Annotated in this window: 16 protein-coding genes; all 16 read left to right on the top strand. The window is 61.0% G+C overall.

Features of this window, described 5'->3' with window-relative positions; genetic code table 11:
* Complete coding sequence (locus U5822_RS00660; protein ID WP_322853698.1) at window positions 1-1,014, top strand: metallophosphoesterase; 1,014 nt, start codon at window positions 1-3, stop codon at window positions 1,012-1,014.
* A gap of 39 nt (window positions 1,015-1,053) precedes the next feature.
* A complete protein-coding gene (locus U5822_RS00655; protein WP_322853697.1) occupies window positions 1,054-1,905 on the top strand; it encodes a rhomboid family intramembrane serine protease in 852 nt (283 codons plus the stop codon).
* A gap of 176 nt (window positions 1,906-2,081) precedes the next feature.
* Entirely contained in the window at window positions 2,082-2,375 is a 294-nt protein-coding gene (locus U5822_RS00650; protein WP_322853696.1) for a YeaC family protein, read from the top strand.
* Entirely contained in the window at window positions 2,372-3,214 is an 843-nt protein-coding gene (locus U5822_RS00645) for a DUF2797 domain-containing protein (RefSeq protein WP_322853695.1), read from the top strand. Before U5822_RS00650 ends, U5822_RS00645 begins: the two co-directional genes overlap by 4 nt.
* Window positions 3,215-3,298: 84 nt before the next feature.
* Window positions 3,299-5,941, top strand: a complete 2,643-nt coding sequence (gene pepN / locus U5822_RS00640; protein ID WP_322853694.1) for an aminopeptidase N — start codon at window positions 3,299-3,301, stop codon at window positions 5,939-5,941.
* A 179-nt stretch (window positions 5,942-6,120) separates the two neighbouring features.
* Window positions 6,121-7,509, top strand: coding sequence for a DUF1329 domain-containing protein (locus U5822_RS00635; RefSeq protein ID WP_322853693.1), 1,389 nt, complete (start codon window positions 6,121-6,123; stop codon window positions 7,507-7,509).
* Window positions 7,510-7,708: 199 nt separating this feature from the next.
* On the top strand, window positions 7,709-8,800 hold the full coding sequence (locus U5822_RS00630) for a WD40/YVTN/BNR-like repeat-containing protein (RefSeq protein WP_322853692.1): 1,092 nt from the start codon (window positions 7,709-7,711) through the stop codon (window positions 8,798-8,800).
* A 46-nt stretch (window positions 8,801-8,846) separates the two neighbouring features.
* Complete coding sequence (locus U5822_RS00625; protein ID WP_322853691.1) at window positions 8,847-11,231, top strand: efflux RND transporter permease subunit; 2,385 nt, start codon at window positions 8,847-8,849, stop codon at window positions 11,229-11,231.
* 184 nt (window positions 11,232-11,415) lie between these two features.
* Window positions 11,416-12,399, top strand: coding sequence for a TAXI family TRAP transporter solute-binding subunit (locus U5822_RS00620; RefSeq protein WP_322853690.1), 984 nt, complete (start codon window positions 11,416-11,418; stop codon window positions 12,397-12,399).
* An 84-nt stretch (window positions 12,400-12,483) separates the two neighbouring features.
* On the top strand, window positions 12,484-15,084 hold the full coding sequence (locus U5822_RS00615) for a TRAP transporter permease (RefSeq protein ID WP_322853689.1): 2,601 nt from the start codon (window positions 12,484-12,486) through the stop codon (window positions 15,082-15,084).
* A 163-nt stretch (window positions 15,085-15,247) separates the two neighbouring features.
* Window positions 15,248-17,173, top strand: coding sequence for a threonine--tRNA ligase (gene thrS / locus U5822_RS00610; RefSeq protein ID WP_322853688.1), 1,926 nt, complete (start codon window positions 15,248-15,250; stop codon window positions 17,171-17,173).
* 2 nt (window positions 17,174-17,175) lie between these two features.
* The gene (gene infC / locus U5822_RS00605) at window positions 17,176-17,715 is read left to right on the top strand and encodes a translation initiation factor IF-3 (RefSeq protein ID WP_322854189.1); all 540 of its coding nucleotides are present in this window, start codon (window positions 17,176-17,178) and stop codon (window positions 17,713-17,715) included.
* Window positions 17,716-17,807: 92 nt separating this feature from the next.
* Window positions 17,808-17,999 carry a 50S ribosomal protein L35 gene (gene rpmI, locus U5822_RS00600; protein WP_322853687.1) on the top strand — a complete coding sequence of 64 codons (192 nt, stop codon included), beginning with the start codon at window positions 17,808-17,810 and terminating at the stop codon, window positions 17,997-17,999.
* 51 nt (window positions 18,000-18,050) lie between these two features.
* Entirely contained in the window at window positions 18,051-18,404 is a 354-nt protein-coding gene (gene rplT / locus U5822_RS00595) for a 50S ribosomal protein L20 (RefSeq protein ID WP_008170485.1), read from the top strand.
* A 149-nt stretch (window positions 18,405-18,553) separates the two neighbouring features.
* Window positions 18,554-19,552: a phenylalanine--tRNA ligase subunit alpha gene (pheS, locus tag U5822_RS00590; protein ID WP_322853686.1), complete on the top strand. Its 999-nt coding sequence runs from the start codon at window positions 18,554-18,556 to the stop codon at window positions 19,550-19,552.
* 62 nt (window positions 19,553-19,614) lie between these two features.
* A complete protein-coding gene (gene pheT, locus U5822_RS00585; RefSeq protein WP_322853685.1) occupies window positions 19,615-21,987 on the top strand; it encodes a phenylalanine--tRNA ligase subunit beta in 2,373 nt (790 codons plus the stop codon).

Genomic DNA, 21,987 nt, shown 5'->3' with positions numbered 1-21,987 from the left:
ATGGCAACAAACAGCAAGTCCGCAAACCGCGGTTACGACATCATCGGCGACATCCACGGCTGCGCCAACACCCTGGTCCGGCTGCTGGAGCAGATGGGCTATCGCAAACGCAACGGCGTGTACCAGCACCCCAAGCGCCAGGCCATCTTCATCGGCGACATCATCGACCGGGGGCCGCGCATCCGGGAAGCCCTGCACCTGGTGCGGGACATGGTGGAGCACGGCTCGGCCCGCATCGTGATGGGCAACCACGAGTACAATGCCCTGGGCTACTGCACCCGGGCCCGGCCGGGCAGCGGGAAAAAGTGGCTGCGCGAGCACAACCCCCGGCACGACCGGCTCATTCGGGAAACCCTGGAGCAGTTCGACGATCACCCGCACGAATGGAACGAGTTCCTGGAGTGGTTCTACACCATTCCGTTGTTCATCGAGGAAGACAGTTTCCGGGTGGTGCACGCCTGCTGGGACGGAGACCTGATCGAAAAATTCAAGCGGACCCAGGGGGGTGCCTGCATCGACGAGGATTTCCTGCACGCCTCGGCCGCCCTGGAATCCTTCGCCGGCCAGGTGATGGACACCCTGCTGCGAGGCACCGATCTGCGCTTGCCTGAGGGCATGTCGATCACCGGTCGGGACGGCTATGTCCGCCAGTTTTTCCGGACCAAGTTCTGGGCCGACCACCCCCGCACCTACGCCGATGTGGTGTTCCAGCCCGATCCCCTGCCGCCAGAGGTGGCTGCCAAGGAGCTGACCGCAGCCGAGCACAAGCAGTTGATCAGCTACCCCCTGGACGCGCCGCCGGTGTTCGTGGGCCATTACTGGATGGAAGGGGAGCCTGCGCCCCTGAAAGCCAACGTCGCCTGCCTCGACTACAGCGCCGTCAAGTACGGCAAGCTGGTGGCCTACCGCATGGACGGTGAATCCGTGCTGTCGCCGGACAAGTATGTCTGGGTGGACGTCGATCGTCCGGAGCAGGGCGGTTACGCCGGCTCGGAAGACAGCCTTGCCCGCTGAGTCAGCGGGCCTCCCATTTCCTGAGCATCGAGGTCGTTTGTGTATCGGGTAAAACAGCTGGAAACCAACGTAAACCTTGCCGCCTTCAGCCGCTGGCTGGCGGGGCAGGGGGTGGCTCACCGGATCACCGAAGAAGGCGGTCACCAGGTCCTTTGGCTGGAGAATCCCGATCACGCCGAGCCGGTGCTGGAGGCCCTGGAACGCTTCCTGGCCGAACCCGAGTTGCGCGACGCGGTGGAGCGCCAGCAGCACTCGCCGGTATTCGTGCGCGGACGCTGGCAACCGTCACCGCGGCACGCGCCGCTGGTGCTCGGGGTGATCATCGCCGCGGTGGTGATGGTCTGGGCCACATCCCTGGGCCGCAACGAGTTGGCGGCCGCCTTGATGGTGGTCGATCCGCGCACCTTCGACTGGACCACCATGGCCGGTCGAATCGATGCCCTCGCCAACACCCTGGCCAGCGGCCAGGTCTGGCGCCTGCTGACTCCGGATTTCCTGCACTTCAGCTGGACCCACATCATCTTCAATGCGGTCATGCTGTGGTTCCTCGGCAGCCAGGTGGAATGGTTCGATGGCCGCGGCCGGCTGGTCGTGCTGTTCCTGGCCACCAGTATTTTTTCGAATGGACTTCAGTATCTGGTTTCGGGACCCTTGTTTGGCGGCCTGTCCGGGGTGGTCTATGGCATCCTGGGGTATTGTTGGCTCAGCCAGCGTAAGGCGCCAAGGTTCCAGTTCCCGCCGGCACTGGTCACCTTTGCGGTGGCCTGGATGGTGATCGGCTTTACGCCATTGACCGAGTTGCTGGGCCTGGGCCGCATGGCCAACGAGGCGCACCTGGGCGGATTCGTCAGCGGGGTGGCCCTGGCGCTGGTTTTGCCCGTAAAGAAATAGCGCGGGCGCAAAAAAAAGCCCCACCAGAGGTGGGGCATTAAAAGAGCTATAAGCTCCTGATGAGAGAGACCAAATGAAACGACCGTTGTCATTTGGTGAGTGAATGATAATTATTATCGTTTGCGTATGTCAAACGATTCCGGCACATTTTTTTGAAAAGATTTCGGGAGTACCGAATGACTTACGATGAACTGATCGAACGACTGGATCCCAACGTCTACCGCAGCCTGCGCCAGTCGGTGGAGCTGGGGAAGTGGCCGGATGGTCGCAAGCTCACGCCGGAGCAGCGTGAAATCAGCCTTCGGGCCGTGATCTACTACGAGAACCTGCACGGCATCCCGGAAGACGAACGGACCGGTTACATCGACCGCGGCAGCAAGGCGGGTACCGCCTGCGACCCCTCGGTGCAGCGCGCCCAGGGTAAAAAACCGGACGTGGATCCCAACCAGTTTGTTGAGGTTAAGTCTTGAGCGATCTGATCGACGTCACCGGGCGCTTGCGCAAGATGCCGGCCGAAGCCGGCGCGCCCGTGGCCTACACGCTGGCGGTGGGCGACAGCCGTATTCCCTTGAATGACTGCCTGGGCAAACGGGTGCACATCGATTTCGAGGGGGTGATCCGCTGCATCAACTGCGATCGCACCACCAAGAAAAGCTTCAACCAGGGCTTCTGCTACCCCTGCTTCCGCAAGCTGGCGGCCTGCGACAGCTGCATCATGAGTCCCGAGAAATGTCATTACCACCTGGGAACCTGCCGTGAACCGGAGTGGGGCGAAACCCACTGCATGGTCGAACACGTGGTGTACCTGGCCAATTCCTCCGGTCTGAAAGTGGGGATCACCCGCGGCACCCAGGTGCCCACCCGCTGGATTGATCAGGGCGCGGTGGATGCCACCCCGATGGTGCGGGTGTCCTCGCGCTACATCGCCGGATTGGTCGAGGTGGCCTGCAAGAGCCACGTGGCCGATCGAACCAATTGGCGGGCGATGCTCAAGGGCGATGTACCGGAGCTGGATTTGGCGCACGAACGCGAGCGCATGCTGGGGCTGATCGCCGACGACCTGGCGGCGCTGCGGGCGACCCACGGCGAGGATTCGATTCGTGAGGTGGCCGGGGAAACCGGGCAGGCGCTCAGTTATCCCGTTGCGGTCTGGCCCGAAAAGATAAAGACGCATAATCTGGACAAAACACCGTCGGTCGAGGGCGTGCTGGAGGGCATCAAAGGCCAGTACCTGATCCTGGACACCGGCGTGATCAATATCCGGAAATTCACCGGTTACGAAGTTCATTTCCGGGTTGCGGACGACTGATCCGCCCGAACCCGCCTGAGACTTGACCCATTCCGCCTGCCGGGGCGACCGGCAGTCAGCGGCTGAGCAATCTGGAGATCGACAATGCGCACCAATCAGCCCCAGACCATCTACCTGCGCGATTACCGCGTTCCCGCCTACCTGGTGGACACCGTCGACCTGCGGTTCGAGCTGTTCGAGGACGGCGCCCGGGTTCACAGCACCCTGGCGGTGCGGCGCAACCCTGAGTCCGACGCCGGTGCCGCGCCCCTGGAACTGGATGGCGACAGCCTGGTGCTCGAATCCGTGGCCCTGAACGGCCAGGCGCTGGCCGAGGGGGCGTTCGAGGACCGTGGCGACAAGCTGATCGTCGCCTCCGTGCCCGAGCAATTCGACCTGACCGTGGTGACCTGGATCGAGCCCCAGAACAACACCCGGCTCGAAGGCCTGTACAAATCCTCCGGCATGTTCTGCACCCAGTGCGAGGCCGAAGGGTTCCGCTGCATCACCTTCTTCCCGGACCGTCCCGATGTCATGTCCCGGTTCCGCACCCGCATTGAAGCCGACCGGTCGGCCTACCCGGTGCTGCTGTCCAACGGTAACGACGTGGAGCGCGGCGAGCTGGCGGACGGCCGGCACTTTGTCACCTGGGAAGACCCGTTCCCCAAGCCCTGTTACCTGTTTGCCCTGGTCGCCGGCGACCTGGTGGAAAAGCGGGACGCCTACACCACCGGCTCCGGTCGCGAGATTGACCTGCGCATGTACGTGGAGCCTCGCAATGCCGAGAAATGCGACCACGCCATGGATTCGCTCAAGCGCTCCATGCGCTGGGACGAGGAGGTGTACGGGCGTGAGTACGATCTGGACATCTTCATGATTGTGGCGGTCGACGACTTCAACATGGGCGCCATGGAGAACAAGGGCCTGAACATCTTCAACTCCTCGTGCGTGCTGGCCAGCCAGGACACCGCCACCGACCTGGCGTTCCAACGCATTGAGGCGATCGTGGCGCACGAGTACTTCCACAACTGGTCGGGCAACCGGGTCACCTGCCGTGACTGGTTCCAGCTCAGTCTCAAGGAAGGCTTCACCGTGTTCCGGGACTCCCAGTTCTCCTCCGATATGGGCTCGCCCACGGTCAAGCGCATTGAAGACGCGACCCTGCTGCGGACGGCCCAATTCGCCGAGGACGGCGGCCCCATGGCGCATCCGGTGCGTCCGGCCTCGTACATGGAGATCTCCAACTTCTACACCCTGACCATCTATGAGAAGGGCGCGGAAGTGGTGCGCATGATTCACACCCTGCTCGGCCCGGAGCTGTTCCGCAAGGGCAGCGATCTGTACTTCCAGCGCCACGACGGCCAGGCGGTGACCACCGACGACTTCGTCAAGGCCATGGAAGACGCTTCCGGGCGCGACCTGTCCCAGTTCCGGCTGTGGTACGAGCAGGCCGGCACGCCTGTGCTCAATGTGTCGGACGACTTTGACGCCGATCAGGGCGTCTACCGGCTGACCATTGCCCAGGCCATCCCGGATACCCCGGGCCAGACTGGTAAGAAGCCCCAGCACATTCCCTTTGCCCTGGGCCTGCTCGGCAGCAAGGGCGAGTCCCTGCCGCTGCGGTTGGCGGCTGACCAGGGTGATGCCCCCACCGATCGGGTCCTGGAATTGACCCAGGCCGAGGAAACCTTCGAATTCCACGGTCTGGCGGAGCGGCCGGTGCCGTCGCTGCTGCGCCAGTTCTCGGCGCCGGTCCGGGTGCACTACCCCTGGACGCGGGAACAACTGCTGTTCCTGATGAGCCACGATCCGGACGGATTCAACCGCTGGGACGCCGGCCAGCGGCTGGCGGTGGACGTGATTCAGTCCCTGATCGGAACCCCGAAGGACACCGCGGTGGATTCGCGCCTGGTCACCGCCTACCGGCACCTGATTTCCGATTCCTCCCTGGATCAGGCGCTGGTGGCCAAAATGCTGCAGTTGCCATCGGAGGCCTATCTCATTGAGCTGTCGGACAGCGCCGATGTGCCGGCCATCCACGACGCCCGCGAACGGGTCCTCAAGCACCTGGCCATCGCCCTGCGCAACGAACTCGTCGCCTGTTACCGGCGCAATCTGGAATCCGGCGCCTACGCGGTGACACCGGACCAGATCGCCCGTCGCAGTCTGAGCAACACGGCCCTGGCCTGGCTGCTGCAGATCAACGACGAAGAGGGCAGGGAGCTGGCGCTGCGCCAGTTCCGTTCGGCCGACAACATGACCGACCGGTTGGGTGCGCTGCGCGCGCTGGTCAATTCCGACTACGAGGACGACCGGGCGCAGGTTCTGGAGGCCTTTTACGAGCGCTTTCGGGACGATCCCCAGGTGGTCGAGCAGTGGTTTTCGGTACAGGCCGCCAGCGACCGCGCCGGCCAGTTGCCGCAAATCCGGGCACTGCTTGAACATTCGGCCTTTGACTGGAAGAACCCGAACAAGGTCCGGTCAGTGATTGGGGCCTTCGCCGGTCAGAACCTGGCGGCCTTCCACCACCCGGATGGCTCCGGTTACGACTTCCTGGCCGAGCAGGTCTGTCGTCTCGATGACAGCAACCCGCAGATTGCCGCCCGCCTGGTCACGCCGCTGACGCGCTGGAAGAAGTTCGCCCCGGCCTACAGCGAGCGCATGAAAGCGGCGCTGGAGCGCATCCGCGACAAGACCGGCCTGTCCCGGGACGTCTACGAGGTGGTGCACAAGAGTCTCGCCGGCTGACACCAGTCAGACGGAACCGGCTGTGGCGGGGGCTGACCGCCGTCACAGCCGGATACAAAATCGCACTTTCGGTCGATAGACAATATTGACGGATCGGCTAACCTGTCGGAAAGTCTGTGCTCCTGTGCAGACCATAATAAAAAGCCCTCCAGAGGCTTCCAGACGGACTAAGGTTAGATATGCGATACAATAAGAACGCTATTCTCGGCGGCCTTATGGCCCTTACTGTTGCCGCTGCGCCGGTTTCCGCGGCCGTTTCGTCCAGCCAGGCGGCGCGCCTGGGTAACGAGTTGACTCCCTTCGGTTCCCCGAAAGCCGGTAACGACGCCGGCACCATTCCGGCCTGGGATGGCGGTATTACCGAGCCACCGGCCGGTTACGAAGGCAGTGGTGATTTTCACCCGAATCCGTACCCGGACGACCAGGTGCTGTTCACCATCAATGCCAGCAACGCCGAGCAGTATTCCGAGCATCTGACCGATGGCCTCAAGGCCATGCTGGATACCTATCCGACCACTTTCCGCATTCCCGTCTACCAGACCCGTCGCTCGCACTCGGTGCCGGACTGGGTTGCCCAGAACACCCGTGAGAACGCCACCAGTGCAAAAATCGTGGGCGAGGGCGCCGGCATTGATGGCGCGTTTGGCGGCTACCCGTTTCCGATCCTGCACGGCAACGACGAACAGAAAGCCTGGCAGGTCATCTGGAACCACCTGACCCGCTGGCGCGGCATTTCCCTGACCCGCCGGGCCAGTGAAGTCGCGGTACAGCAGAATGGCGACTACACTCTGGTGACGTCGCAGCAGGAGGCCTTCTTCAACTTCTACAACCCGGAAGGCGGCGAAGACCAACTGGAGAACGTGATCTTCTACTACCTGTCGTTCACCCAGTCGCCGCCCCGTCTGGCCGGTGGTGCGATCCTGGTGCACGAGACCATGAACCAGATCATCAACCCCCGCAACGGCTGGGGTTACAACGCCGGTCAGCGTCGGGTTCGCCGTGCGCCCAACCTGGGCTACGACTCGCCGATTGCCGCCGCGGACAACCTGCGGACCGCGGACGACACCGACATCTTCAACGGTGCCCTGGACCGCTACAACTGGACCTACGAGGGCAAGCGTGAAATCTACGTGCCCTACAACAACTACGAAATCGCCCAGGAAGGTCTGCCGTACTCCGAAATCCTGGGTATGTCGCACCTGAACCCGGACCTGATGCGCTGGGAGCTGCATCGGGTACACGTGGTAACCGCAACCCTGAAAGACGGTGAGCGCCACATCTACGCCAAGCGCCGCTTCTACGTGGATGAAGACAGCTGGAATACGTTGCTGCTGGACCAGTACGACGGCCGCGGCGAACTCTGGCGGGTGAGCATGGGCGTGGTGAAGAACTACTACGAGCTGCCGGGTGTGTGGACAACCCTCGAGGCCTTCCACGATCTGCAGGCCCGTCGCTACCACGTCCAGGGTCTGGACACCGAAGAGCCGAATACCCGGGTCTTCACCGATGACGTACCGAACAAGCGTTACTTCTCGCCGGCGTCCCTGCGTCGCCGGAGCGTGCGCTAAATTCCGTTAAAAATGGAACCCTCTGTGCCGATTCAACGTTGGCACTGACCATACCGGCAACTTTCGAGTTGTCGGTATGTTTGTTCTGACGGGCCCGACGACCGAATCACGTTACACGTTTATCAACAACCTATAGGCAATCCGAATGGCTACAAGCTTAATGTGTAAAACCCTTGGTGCAGCATGCCTTGGGCTTTCCATGGCCTGTGCGTCCCCAGTTGCATTTGCGATCGCGGACGTTCTTGAAACCCCAGCGCGTCCAACGGAGCTGGCTCCGGACAATCTTCTGAACGATGTTGAGCGTGCCGGTGACCGCCTTGTTGCGGTGGGCGAGCGTGGCCATATCATCTACTCCGACGACGAAGGCGCCAGCTGGACCCAGGCCGAGGTGCCGGTGTCGGTGACCCTGACCGGAGTGGACTTTGGCAGCGAGACGCACGGCTGGGCGGTCGGTCACAGCGGTGTGGTGCTGCATTCGGACAATGCCGGTGAAAGTTGGTCAGTGCAGTTGACCGGTGTCCGCGCCGCGGAGCTGGCGATCGAGAGCCAGAAAGAAGCGATTGCCGCCATGGAGGAGCGGGTCGAATCCGCCCCCGAGGACGAGAAGTCGGATCTTGAGTGGGCGCTGGATGACTTGTACTTCACCCTGGAGAACATGGAAGCCGACCTCGACGTTGGTCCGGTGAATCCCTTCCTCGATGTCTGGTTCGACAACCAGGATCACGGCTTTGCCCTGGGTGCCTACGGCCTGTTCTTCCGCACCCAGGACGGTGGCGAGAGCTGGCAGGACTGGTCGCCCAAGCTGGACAACCCGCAGAAGTTTCACCTGAACGCCCTGACCCAGATTGGCGGTGGTGCCCTGGTCATGGTGGGTGAGGCCGGCCAGATCCACGTCTCCGTGGACCAGGGTGAGACCTGGGAGCGCCGCGAGAGCCCTTACCCAGGCTCGCTGTTCGGTGTCGTTGGCACCGGCCGGGTCAATGAAGTGCTGGCCTTCGGCCTGCGCGGCACCCTGATGTTTTCTTCCGACCTGGGCAAATCCTGGTCCATGGTCACCACCGGCTCGACCGCCACCCTGAACGACGGTGCTTCGCAAAAGGACCGGATCATTCTGGTCGGTAACGGCGGTGCCGTGCTCACCAGTGGTAACGGTGGCGACACCTTCCGCGAGTATCTGCGCGATGACCGGCAAGGTGTGATGAGCGTTGTGCCGGTTTCCGGTACCGACCTGCTGCTGGTCGGCGAAGGTGGTGCGCAAAAAGCCGATGCCAAAGGCAAAAACCTTCAATAACGCCCTGATGTGGCAACAATCGAACCGAAAATAGAGGGGCTTTTGAATGTCCAACCCTAAGCATGACAAGGGCGAGCATTACCTGACGACGCCAAAGGCGGAGCCGTTTCTGGAACGCCTGATCTTTAACAACCGTGCCCTGATCCTGATGGGCTTCCTCGTGCTGACGCTCTTCCTCGGCTACAACGCCGTGAAGATTCAGCCCGACGCCAGTTTCGAGCGGATGATCCCGCTGGAGCATCCGTACATCGTCAACATGCTGGATCACCGGGACGACCTGCAGAACCTGGGCAACTTCGTCCGGATCGCGGTTGAAGTGGAAGAAGGTGACATCTTCAGCGCCGAGTACATGGAGACGCTGAAGCAGATCACCGACGAGGTTTTCTACCTGGACGGCGTTGACCGGTCCGGTCTGAAGTCCATGTGGACCTCCAACGTGCGCTGGGTGGAAGTGACCGAGCAGGGCTTCCAGGGCGGCACGGTGATTCCGGACGATTACGACGGTTCGGCCTCCAGCCTGGAGCAGCTGCGCCAGAACGCACTGCGTTCCAACGAAGTAGGGCGACTGATTGCGGACAACTTCAAGTCCACCATCGTGTATGCCCCGCTGTATGAGAAGAACCCGGAAACCGGCCAGCCGCTGGACTACGGTGAGTTTTCCCGTCAGCTCGAAGAAAAGATTCGCGACAAGTACGAAGCCCAGAATCCCAACATCGAGATTCACATCGTTGGCTTCGCCAAGAAAGTTGGTGACCTGATCGAGGGCATCGGCGCCATTGCCTGGTTTGCCGGTATCACCATCGCCCTGACCACGCTGCTGCTGTTCTGGTACTCCCGTTGCATCGCGGGCACCCTGGTGCCGGTGTTTACCTCCATCATTGCCGTGTTCTGGCAGCTGGGTGCACTGCGCCTGCTGGGCTACGGCCTGGATCCCTATTCGGTTCTGGTCCCGTTCCTGGTCTTCGCCATCGGCATCAGTCACGGCGTGCAGATCGTGAACGCCATGGCGGTCGAGGCGGCCAAGGGCTTCGACTCGGTGACCGCGGCCCGTCTGGCGTTCCGTGCCCTGTACATTCCGGGCATGCTGGCGCTGATCTCCGACGCCTTCGGCTTCCTGACCCTGTTCTTCATCGAAATCGACGTGATCCGGGACCTGGCGGTCGCCGCCGGTATCGGTGTCGCCTTCGTGATTGTCACCAACCTGGTGTTGCACGTTCTAATCATGTCCTACATCGGCATCTCCAAGGGTGGCGTCAAGCACGTGCAGAACCACGGCGAAAAGCAGGACCGCAAATGGCGCATCATGTCCTACTTCTCCCATCCCGGTGTGGCGCCGATCTCCCTGCTGATCGCAGTGGTGGGCCTTGGCCTGGGTCTGTACTACAAGCAGGACCTGAAAATCGGTGACCTGGATCGCGGCGCGCCGGAACTGCGGGCCGATTCCCGCTACAACAAGGACAACGCCTTCCTCATCGACAATTACTCGACCAGTGCCGACGTGCTGGTAGTGATGGTGAAGACGCCGGTTGAGCAGTGCACCCAGCACGATGTTCTGCGCGCCATGGACAGCCTGCAGTGGCAGCTCCAGAACACCCCGGGCGTGCAGTCGTCGGTGTCACTGGCGGACGTCTCCAAGATCACCACCAAGGCGCTGAACGAAGGTAACTGGAAGTGGTTCGAAATCTCCCGGAACCAGACCATCATCAACGCATCCATCCGGAACGCACCGTCCGGTCTGATCAACACCGACTGCAGCCTGACCCCGGTGCTGGTGTTCCTGGAAGATCACAAGGCGGAAACCCTGCAGACTGTGGTGGCAAGCGTTGAGGAGTTTGCCGAAAGCGCCAACAACGAGGATCACACCTTCCTGCTGGCGGCCGGTAACGCCGGTGTCGAGGCGGCCACCAACGAGGTCATCTCGAGCGCCAAGGACAAGATGCTGATCATGGTGTACGGCGTAGTGAGCCTGCTGTGCCTGTTGACGTTCCGGTCCGTGCGGGCGGTGCTGTGTATCGTGGTGCCGCTGGGTCTGACCTCGATCCTGTGTGAGGCGATCATGGCGGTGTCCGGTATCGGCATCAAGGTGGCCACGCTGCCGGTGATCGCGCTGGGTGTGGGTATCGGTGTCGACTACGGCATCTATATCTACAGCAAGCTCGAGAAGTTCCTGCTGGAGGGCAAGACCCTGCAGGACGCCTACTTCGAGACCCTGAAGTCCACCGGTAAGGCGGTCATGTTCACCGGGGTGACCCTGGGCCTGGGCGTGGTGACCTGGATCTTCTCGCCCATTAAATTCCAGGCCGATATGGGTTTCCTGCTGTTCTTCATGTTCCTGTGGAACATGGTGGGAGCCATCTGGCTGCTGCCGGCACTGGCGCGTTTCCTGCTGCGTCCGGACCGGATGCTGGCCAAGGCCCGCGCCTCGAAATAAGCATTTCTGACGCTGCAAAAAAGCCCGCTCAGCGGGCTTTTTTGTTTTCCGGTCAACCGCTTAGCCCAAAAAGTCTAACTTTATTTATACTATCAAGTGGTCTATGTTCTAAGACGAACCCTAAGCTTGTTCGTAGTACTCGACTCGCTTTAAACCACAACTATCAGAAAAAGGAAGAACTCACATGACACTGAAACTTAAGGTATCCGCGCTTGCTGTAGCTGCTGCCGTGAGCTTCGGGGCCACCTCGACCTCGGTTTCTGCCCAGGAGCAGCGTTTTGTGACGATCGGCACAGGGGGTGTCACGGGTGTTTATTATCCAGCCGGTGGCGCCATTTGCCGACTGGTCAACATGGACCGTAAAGAGCACGGCATCCGTTGCTCCGTTGAAAGCACCGGTGGCTCGGTCTACAACCTGAACGCCATCCGCCAGGGCGAGCTCGACCTGGCCGTTGCCCAGTCCGACTGGCAGTACCACGCCTACAACGGCACCAGCCAGTTCAAGGACGACGGCGCCAACAAAGACCTGCGGGCGGTCTTCTCCCTGCACCCGGAGCCGTTCACCGTGGTCGCCAGCAAGGGTTCCGGCATCACCAGCTTCGAAGACCTGGAAGGCAAGCGGGTCTCCGTGGGCAACCCGGGTTCCGGTCAACGCGCCACCGCCGAAGTGCTGATGGAGGAAATGGGCTGGAGCATGGACAAGTTCTCCTTGGCCGCCGAGCTGAAAGCGGCGGAGCAGTCCCAGGCCCTGTGTGACGGCAACATCGACGCCTTCTTCTACACCGTCGGTCACCCGTCCGGCTCCATCAAGGAAGCCACCACGTCCTGCGACAGCGTGCTGGTGAACGTGGAGAACGACGCCACCGCGAAGCTGATTGCCGACAACCCGTACTATCGCGAAGCCACCATCCCGGGCGGCATGTACCGTGGCAGTGACGAGGACGTGACCACCTTCGGTGTCGCCGCGACCTTCGTGTCTTCCACCGACGTGGCCGACGACGTGGTGTACGAAGTGGTCAAGGCGGTGTTCGAGAACTTCGACAGCTTCAAGCGCCTGCATCCGGCCTTCGCTAACCTGAAGAAGGAAGAGATGGTCTCCGACGCGCTGAGTGCGCCCCTGCACCCGGGTGCCGCGAAGTACTACAAAGAAGCCGGCCTGATCGACTGATCCCGGCCCATGCGTAAGCGGCCGCGGGCGCTGGTGCCCGCGGCCGGTTTTGACCCTCCCGTTTTCCTGTGACAGGACTCAGCTATGACCAATAGCGACCCGAGAGCCGGGAACGACATCGACAAGCAGAAAGTCGAAGAGTTTCTTCAGACCGAATCCGGTGGCAGGGCCACCACAGGCGCAGCAGCGGTAATCCTGTTTGTCGTTCCTTTGCTCTGGTCTCTTTTCCAGCTCTGGATAGCGTCTCCGCTTCCCTATATTTTTGAGTTCGGTGTCTTCAATTCCACCGAATCGAGATCCATTCACCTGGCTTTTGCAGCGTTCCTGGCCTTCGCGGCTTTCCCGATGATTCGGGGCAGGCACGCCAATCACGTGCCTGTGTACGACTGGATTCTCGCCTTGGCGGCCGCCTTCGCAGCCTCCTATCTGTACATATTCTACGATCAGCTTGCGACCCGACCCGGTGCCCCTAACACCCAGGACATGGTCGTTGCACTGGGCGGTCTGGTCCTGCTCCTGGAGGCCACCCGTCGCTCGCTCGGTCTGCCCCTGACCATCGTGGCCGGGGTGTTCATCGTCTATTCCCTGGCCGGCCCCTACATGCCGGACGTCATTTCCCACAAGGGCGCCAGCCTCAGCAAACTGGCTTCGCACCAGTGGCTGGGCACCGAAGGCGTGTTCGGGGTGGCCCTCGGGGTTTCCACCAGTTTCGTGTTCCTGTTCGTGCTCTTCGGCGCACTGCTGGAGCGGGCTGGTGCCGGTAACTACTTCATCAAGGTGGCCTATGCGCTGCTCGGTCACATGCGTGGCGGGCCGGCCAAGGCCGCCGTGGTGTCCAGTGGCCTGAGTGGCGTGATCTCCGGTTCCTCCATTGCCAACGTGGTGACCACCGGTACCTTTACCATCCCGCTCATGAAGCGGGTCGGCTTCCCGGCGACCAAGGCCGGTGCGGTTGAAGTGGCGGCCTCCACCAATGGCCAGCTGACGCCGCCGATCATGGGCGCGGCCGCTTTCCTGATGGTGGAGTACGTGGGCATCTCCTACCTGGAGGTCATCAAACACGCCATTCTGCCGGCGATGATTTCCTACGTGGCGCTGATCTACATCGTGCACCTGGAAGCCTGCAAGCTGAACATGAAGGGCATCGAGCGCCTGGACCGCCCGACGCTGGCCCAGCGCATGCTCAACTGGGTGGTGATCCTGCTGGGGCTGATCGTGCTGACCCTGGTGGTCTACTACGGCATTGGCTGGATGAAGGCCTGGCTCGGCGCCGCCGCGCTCTGGGTCCTGACGCCGCTGCTGGTGGCGGTGTACGTCGGTCTGGTGGCCTACGCCACCCGGTTCCCGGCGCTGGAGGAGGACGACCCCGAAACGTCGATGGACGAGCTGCCTCCGGTCGGTCCCACGGTCAAGACCGGGTTGTACTTCCTGTTGCCGGTGGTGGTGCTGGTCTGGTGTCTGACCGTGGAGCGGTTCTCGCCGCAGCTGTCGGCGTTCTGGGCCACCGTGTTCATGATCTTCATCGTGGTTACCCAGGGGCCGCTGAAGGCCTTCTTCCACAAGCAGGGCCACTACGGGCATCAGTTCAAGCAGGGCATGGTTGATCTGGCCCATTCCCTGGTTACCGGCGCCCGCAACATGGTGGGTATTGGTGTGGCCACCGCGACCGCCGGCATTGTGGTCGGGACCGTGACCCTGACCGGCATCGGCCTGGTCATGACCCAGTTCGTGGAGTTCATCTCCGGCGGCAACCTGCTGCTGATGCTGATCTTCACCGCCATTATCAGCTTGATCCTGGGCATGGGGCTGCCGACCACCGCGAATTACATCGTGGTGTCGACCCTTATGGCGCCGGTTATCGTCACCCTCGGGGCTGCCAATGGCCTGTTGGTGCCGCTGATTGCCGTGCACCTGTTCGTGTTCTACTTCGGCATCCTGGCGGACGACACGCCGCCGGTGGGGTTGGCGGCCTACGCTGCGGCCGCCATATCCGGGGCCGATCCTATACGAACGGGTGTGCAGGGCTTCACCTACGACATCCGGACCGCGATCCTGCCGTTCATGTTCATCTTCAACACCCAGCTGCTGTTGATCGGGCTGACCGGGTGGATCGATCTGCTGGTCACCATCTTCAGTGCGGTCACGGCCATGCTGGTGTTCTCGGCCGCGACCCAGGGCTTCTGGTTCACCAAAACCCGTTGGTGGGAAACCGTGCTGTTGCTGCTGATCACCTTCACCCTGTTCCGTCCCGGTTTCTGGTGGGACATGGTGTACCCGCCCACGGAAAACCGGCCGGGTGCCGAGGTGTTGCAGTACGTTGAGGAAGTGCCTGCGGACGATCCGATCATCATCCAGGCCTCTGGCATGTCGATCGATGGCGAGGAGGTCTCCAAGTACCTGCGCCTGCCATTGCCGGAGGCCGAGACACCGGCCCAGCGCCTGGCCGCGGCCGGCCTGGAAGTGTCGCCTCAGGGCGAGCAGATGGTGGTTGATTTCGTGAACTTTGGCAGCATTGCCGAGCAGGCCGGGATCAGCTTCGGCTGGACCATCGACGCGGTGCAGGTGCCGTTGGAGCGTCCGCCGAAAGAGCTGATGTTCATCCCGGCCCTGATCCTGCTGGCCATCATGGCCTTTGGCCAGCTGCGACGACGGGCCCGGGAGCGCGCCAGCGCCCAACCCGCCTGACGGGCTGTAACCGGCCCTCGGTCCGTAAAAACCCGGCATTAACCTGCCGGGTTTTTTTCTGTTAGACTCGCGGTCGAATCGGCCCGCGGTTTGTGTCGTGGACGCCCGTTATCACGTGGTCTCTGGTATAGATCACCGCTGAGCAACCAACTGGAGTGTATTCATGCCCGTCGTTACCCTGCCGGACGGCAGCCATCGTAGTTTTGCAGAACCCGTAACCGTACATGACGTCGCCGCTGACATCGGCGCCGGCCTGGCCAAGGCTGCCCTGGCGGGCCGCGTTGACGGCAAGCTGGTCGACACCAGTCATCGCATCGAAGACGATGCCGAACTGGCGATCATCACCGATCGTGACGAGGACGGTGTCGACATCATCCGTCACTCCACCGCGCACCTGCTGGCCATGGCCGTGAAAGAGCTGTTTCCCTCGGCCCAGGTCACCATCGGCCCGGTGATCGACAATGGCTTCTATTACGATTTCAAATTCGACCGCCCGTTTACCAACGAAGACCTGGCGCGGATCGAGAAGCGCATGGAAGAGCTGTCCAAGCAGGACATTCCGGTTTCCCGTTCGGTTCTGTCGCGGGATGAGGCGGTCAAGCTGTTCGATGAGATGGGCGAGGAGTACAAGGTCCGGATCATCGAGGACATTCCCGGTGATGAGGATCTGTCCTTCTACCGTCAGGGCGAGTTCATCGACCTGTGTCGTGGCCCGCACGTGCCCAGCACCGGCAAGCTCAAGGCGTTCAAGCTGACCAAGGTGGCGGGTGCCTACTGGCGTGGCGACACCGGCAACGAGCAGCTGCAGCGGGTGTATGGCACCGCCTGGGGCAACAAGAAAGATCTGAAGGCGTACCTGCATCGCCTGGAAGAGGCCGAGAAGCGCGATCACCGCAAGGTGGGCAAGAAGCTGGGTCTGTTCCACATGCAGGAAGAAGCGCCGGGCATGGTGTTCTGGCACCCGGCGGGCTGGTCGGTGTACCAGGAAATCGAGCAGTACATGCGCGACACCCTGCATCGCCACGGCTACCAGGAGATCAAGACCCCGCAGGTGGTCTCGCGCACCCTGTGGGAGAAGTCCGGGCACTGGGACAAGTTCCACGACGACATGTTCACCACCGAGTCGGAGAAGCACGACTTCGCTATCAAGCCGATGAACTGTCCGTGCCACATCCAGGTGTTCAACCAGGGTCTGAAGAGTTACAAGGACCTGCCGCTGCGACTGGCGGAGTTCGGCTCCTGTCACCGGAACGAGGCCTCCGGCGCACTGCACGGCCTGATGCGGGTGCGTGGCTTTACCCAGGACGACGCCCACATCTTCTGCGAAGAAGACGCCATTCAGGAAGAGGTGTCTCGTTTCATCGACCTGCTGCACGAAGTCTACAAGGACTTCGGCTTCGATCAGATCCTGTACAAGCTGTCCACTCGTCCCGAGAAGCGGGTCGGCTCGGACGAGGTCTGGGACAAGTCGGAGGCCGCTCTGGAGGAGGCGCTCAATCGCGAGGGCGTGGATTGGGAACTGCTGCCGGGTGAGGGCGCGTTCTACGGTCCGAAGATCGAATTCTCCCTGAAGGACTGCATTGGCCGGGTCTGGCAGTGTGGCACCATCCAGGTGGACTTCTCCATGCCGGGTCGTCTCGGTGCCCAGTACGTGGCGGACAACTCCGAGCGCAAGACCCCGGTCATGCTGCACCGGGCAGTGCTGGGTTCGTTCGAGCGCTTCATCGGTATCCTGATCGAAGAGTACGAGGGCGCATTCCCGACCTGGCTGGCGCCAACCCAGGTGGCGGTGCTGAATATCACCGACAACCAGCGGGAATATTGCCAGAATCTGGCCAAAAAGCTGGATTCTTTGGGCTATAGGGTTAATGCTGACTTGAGAAACGAGAAGATCGGCTTTAAAATCCGCGAGCATACTCTTAACAAGGTTCCCTATCTTGTCGTCGTCGGCGACAAGGAAATCGAGAACAATGCGGTGGCGGTACGCACCCGCAAGGGCGAGGACCTGGGAACCTTATCGCTTGAAGCGTTCGAACAGCTGCTGGCTGAGGAAGTCGAGCGCAAGGGCAGAACCAAGACGGAGATCTAATTATTAAACAGCGAACGAATCGGGGTGGGCGCACACCAAAGGCGCCGATCAATGAGAATATTGACGCAACCGAAGTCCGCCTGATTGACGCAGAAGGCAATCAGGTAGGGGTAGTACCAATTGAGGATGCTCTGAAGCACGCTGAAGAGGCATCTCTTGACCTGGTCCAGGTTACGGATTCCGATCCGATCGTCTGTAAGATAATGGACTACGGCAAGAAGATCTTCGACGAGAAAAAGGCCAAGGCGGCTGCCAAGAAAAAGCAGAAGCAGACGCAGGTCAAAGAGCTGAAGTTCCGTCCAGGAACTGAAGAAGGGGATTATCAGGTCAAACTACGCAACCTGGTACGTTTCCTTGAGAACGGGGACCGCGGCAAGATCACCATTCGTTTCCGCGGCCGTGAGATGGCACACCAAGAAATTGGTATGAAGCTCATGGCCCGCATTGAGGCGGATGTTGAGGAGCTGGCCACGGTAGAGATGCGGCCGAAAATGGAAGGCCGGCAGATGACCATGGTAGTGGCGCCCCGCAAGAAGAAGTGAACCTGATCGGGTCACAGTCCCCCGCGGTTGCGGGGGATTTGTCGTTCAGGGACACATGCGTTTACTGAAAATAGAATGCGGAGTTTTAAAAAATGCCTAAGATGAAAACCAAAAGTGGAGCCACGAAACGGTTCAAGAAAACCGCCACTGGCTTCAAGCACAAGCAGTCCTTCACCAGTCATATCCTGACCAAGAAGAGCCCTAAGCGTAAGCGTCAGCTCCGCGGTACCAAGCTGATCGCCAAGTCTGATGTGGCTTCCATCAAGCGTATGACCTCGTGCTAAGTGCACGCTGATCATTCCGGAACAGGTTTATCAAGGTAGAAGGATTAAAGTATGGCTCGTGTAAAACGTGGTGTGGTCGCACGCCGTCGTCACAAAAAGATTCTCAATCAGGCCAAAGGTTACTACGGTGCCCGTAGCCGTGTATTCCGCGTTGCCAAGCAGGCGGTTATCAAGGCCGGTCAGTACGCTTACCGCGACCGTCGTAACCGCAAGCGTGCGTTCCGCGCGCTGTGGATTGCCCGTATCAACGCGGGTGCCCGCGCGAACGGTCTGTCCTACAGCCGTCTGATCGCTGGCCTGAAGAAGGCAAACGTTGAAATCGATCGTAAGGTTCTGGCCGACCTGGCCATGAACGAGCAGCAGGCGTTTGCCGCTGTAGTCGAGAAAGCCAAAGCGTCCCTGTGATCGCTTAAGCTCTTCATCGATTGCTGATCGATACGGGCGTCTCATGGCATCATGAAGACGCCCACTGATAGGGGAAGGGCACGCTCTTCCCCTATTTTTGTTTATAGAATTCGTTTTCGTACTCCCATTTCTGGTTTGGAGCAGGGTCAATGGAAAACCTGGAGCAACTGGTTCAGGACGGTCTGGCTGCGGTGGACAAGGCCGACAGCCTGCAGGCGCTTGATCAAATTCGTGTCGAATACCTCGGTAAAAAAGGTGTGATCACCCAGCAGGCAAAGACCCTGGGCAAGCTGTCGGCAGAAGAGCGCCCTGCGGCCGGCCAGAAAATCAACGAGGCCAAGGGCCAGGTCGAACAGGCCATCAACGCCCGCCGCGCCGACCTCGAGCGCGCCGCCATTGAGCAGAAGCTGGCCAGCGAATCCATCGATGTGACCCTGCCGGGCCGGGGCCAGGACCTGGGCGGCCTGCATCCGGTGACCCGCACCCTCGAACGCATTGAACAGTTCTTCGCCCGGGCTGGCTACACCGTGGAGCAGGGCCCGGAAATCGAAGACGATTACCACAACTTCGAGGCCCTGAATATTCCCGGTCACCACCCGGCGCGTGCCATGCACGACACCTTCTATTTCAATCCGGGCACGCTGCTGCGCACTCACACCTCGCCGGTGCAGATCCGCACCATGGAGACCGACAAGCCGCCGTTCCGGATGATTTGCCCGGGCCGGGTCTATCGTTGCGACTCCGACATGACCCACACCCCCATGTTCCACCAGGTTGAGGGGCTGTTGGTCGAGAAAGACGTCAGTTTTGCCGATCTGAAAAGCACGGTGGAGGAGTTCCTTCGGGTGTTCTTCGAGCGGGATCTGAAAGTGCGGTTCCGTCCGTCGTATTTTCCGTTCACCGAGCCTTCCGCCGAGGTGGATATCGAGTGGGGCCGGGAAGCGGACGGCAGCATCAAATGGCTGGAAGTGATGGGCTGTGGCATGGTCCACCCCAAAGTGTTTGAGCATTGCGGTATTGATGCCGAAGAGTACCGTGGTTTCGCGTTTGGCCTGGGGGTGGAGCGCCTGGCCATGCTGCGCTACGGCGTGAACGATCTGCGGATGTTTTTCGAGAACGATTTGCGCTTCCTGCGCCAGTTCCGTTAATCCGACGTTGTCTACGGCATTCAAATCACCAGTCGAAACCGCATCAGGACAAGGCATAAACCATGAAATTCAGTGAACAGTGGCTGCGCGAGTGGGTTAACCCGGCAATCGGAACCCAGGAATTGATGGACCAGATCACCATGGCCGGTCTGGAAGTGGATGGCTTCGAACCCGTTGCCGGCCAGTTTACCGGCGTGGTCGTCGGACAAGTGCAATCGGTCGAGCCGCACCCGGACGCCGACAAGTTGCGGGTCTGCCAGGTCAGTGACGGCCAGCAGACGGTGCAGGTGGTCTGTGGCGCGCCCAACGTTCGGGACGGCCTGAAAGTCCCCTTCGCCGTGGTGGGTGCGGTACTGCCGGGCGACTTCAAGATCAAGAAGGCCAAGCTTCGTGGCCAGCCCTCCGAAGGTATGCTCTGCTCCGAATCCGAGCTGGGTCTGTCCGACAGTCATGACGGCCTGATGGAGTTGCCGGCGGATGCCCCGGTCGGGCAGGACATTGCCGAATTCCTGAAGCTCAATGACGTGACCATCGACGTCGACCTGACGCCGAACCGCGCCGACTGCCTGTCTATCAAGGGCATCGCGCGCGAGGTTGGCGTGCTGAACAGCCTGGTGGTGGAAGAGCCGGAAATTCCGGCGGTGCATGCCGTGCATTCCGAGGTTCCGGACATCCGCGTCGAGGCGCCGGCGGGCTGCCCGCGGTATCTGGGCCGCGTTCTGCGCAACGTCAATCTCAAGGCGGAATCGCCGTTGTGGATGCAGGAAAAGCTGCGCCGCTCAGGCATCCGGTCCATCGACGCGGCCGTGGATGTTACCAACTACGTCCTGCTGGAGTTGGGCCAGCCCATGCACGCGTTCGACCGCTCCGAAATCCAGGGTGGCATCGTGGTGCGCATGGCCGAAACCGGTGAAAAGCTGGTGCTGCTCGACGGCCAGGAAGTGGAGCTAACCGATCAGACCCTGATCATCGCCGACCATGAGAAGCCCATTGCCATTGCCGGCGTCATGGGTGGCGAGCATTCCGGGGTCAGCGGCAACACCGGTGACCTGGTGCTGGAGTCCGCTTATTTCGATCCGATTACCTTGGCCGGCAAGGCACGTCACTACGGCCTGCACACCGACGCTTCGCACCGGTTCGAGCGCGGCGTGGACTACAAGCTCGCGCGCCAGGCCATGGAGCGTGCCACCCAGTTGCTGCTGGACATAGTCGGCGGTGAGCCGGGTGAAATTGTCGAGGTGGTGAGCGACGAGCATCTGCCCAAGGATCGCCTGGTGGACCTGCGCTCCCAGCGACTTTACGACGTGCTGGGTCTGGAGATCGATCGCACCACGGTGGAAGAGATTCTGACCCGTCTGGGCCTGCACATCGAGAAACTGCTGAAGGACGGCTGGCGCGTGAGCGTGCCGAGCTTCCGTCCGGACATTGCCATCGAAGAGGACCTGATCGAGGAAGTCGGGCGCATCTTTGGCTACAACAACCTGCCGGTGACCGAGCCCATTGGCTCCCTTGGCCTGCGTCAGCAGGACGAGGCGACCCGCCCGGTGTCGGCCATTCGCAACTTCTTTGTCGGTCACGGCTACCAGGAGGCGGTGACCTATAGCTTCGTGGACCCGAAGGTCCAGCAGCTGATTGACCCGGAGCGTGAGGGCATTGCCCTGGCCAACCCGATTTCATCCGATCTGTCGGTGATGCGCACCACCCTGTGGAGCGGGCTGCTGAAAACCGTGGCCTACAATCAGAATCGCCAGCAGGGTCGCATTCGACTGTTCGAGACCGGTCTGCGCTTTGAGCAGTCGGACCAGCGCATCGACCAGCAGCAAATGCTGGCGGGCGTCGTGGTTGGAGGGCAGTACCCCGAAAACTGGGCAAACGGTCGCAGAACCGCCGACTTCTTTGATGTAAAAGGGGAATTGGAAAGCCTGTTCCGCTTGCTGGGCGTCGAGATCCAGTTTGTCGGCAGCCAGCATCCAGCCCTGCATCCGGGCCAGACCGCCGAGCTGCTTCGCGACGGCGAACATGTCGGCTGGCTGGGCACATTGCACCCACAAGTTCAGAAAAATCTGGAACTTAATGGCACGATCCTGATGTTTGAGCTATTCTTGAACTCAATCGTTACCGGTTATGTGCCTAATTTCAAAGAAATTTCGAAATTCCCGGAAGTTCGCCGGGATTTGGCTATCATTATCGGGAGCGATGTGGCGTTTGCCGACGTCGAGCGTGTCGCCCGAAAGCACGCTGGCGAGCGGCTGACGGCCTTGCGTGCATTTGACGTGTACGAAGGGGAGAGTCTGGGTGAAGGCAACCGCAGCCTGGCTCTGAGCCTGTTCTGGCAGCACCCCGAACGCACGTTGAATGAAGATGAGGTTCACACACTCTTCAACGGCGTGATCGACGCCCTGAAAGAAGAGTTGGGGGCAACACTGAGGAGTTAA

It is taken from the genome of Marinobacter qingdaonensis (genome assembly GCF_034555935.1).
Classification (GTDB): domain Bacteria; phylum Pseudomonadota; class Gammaproteobacteria; order Pseudomonadales; family Oleiphilaceae; genus Marinobacter; species Marinobacter qingdaonensis.
This window is presented reverse-complemented; position numbering and strand designations above follow the sequence as displayed.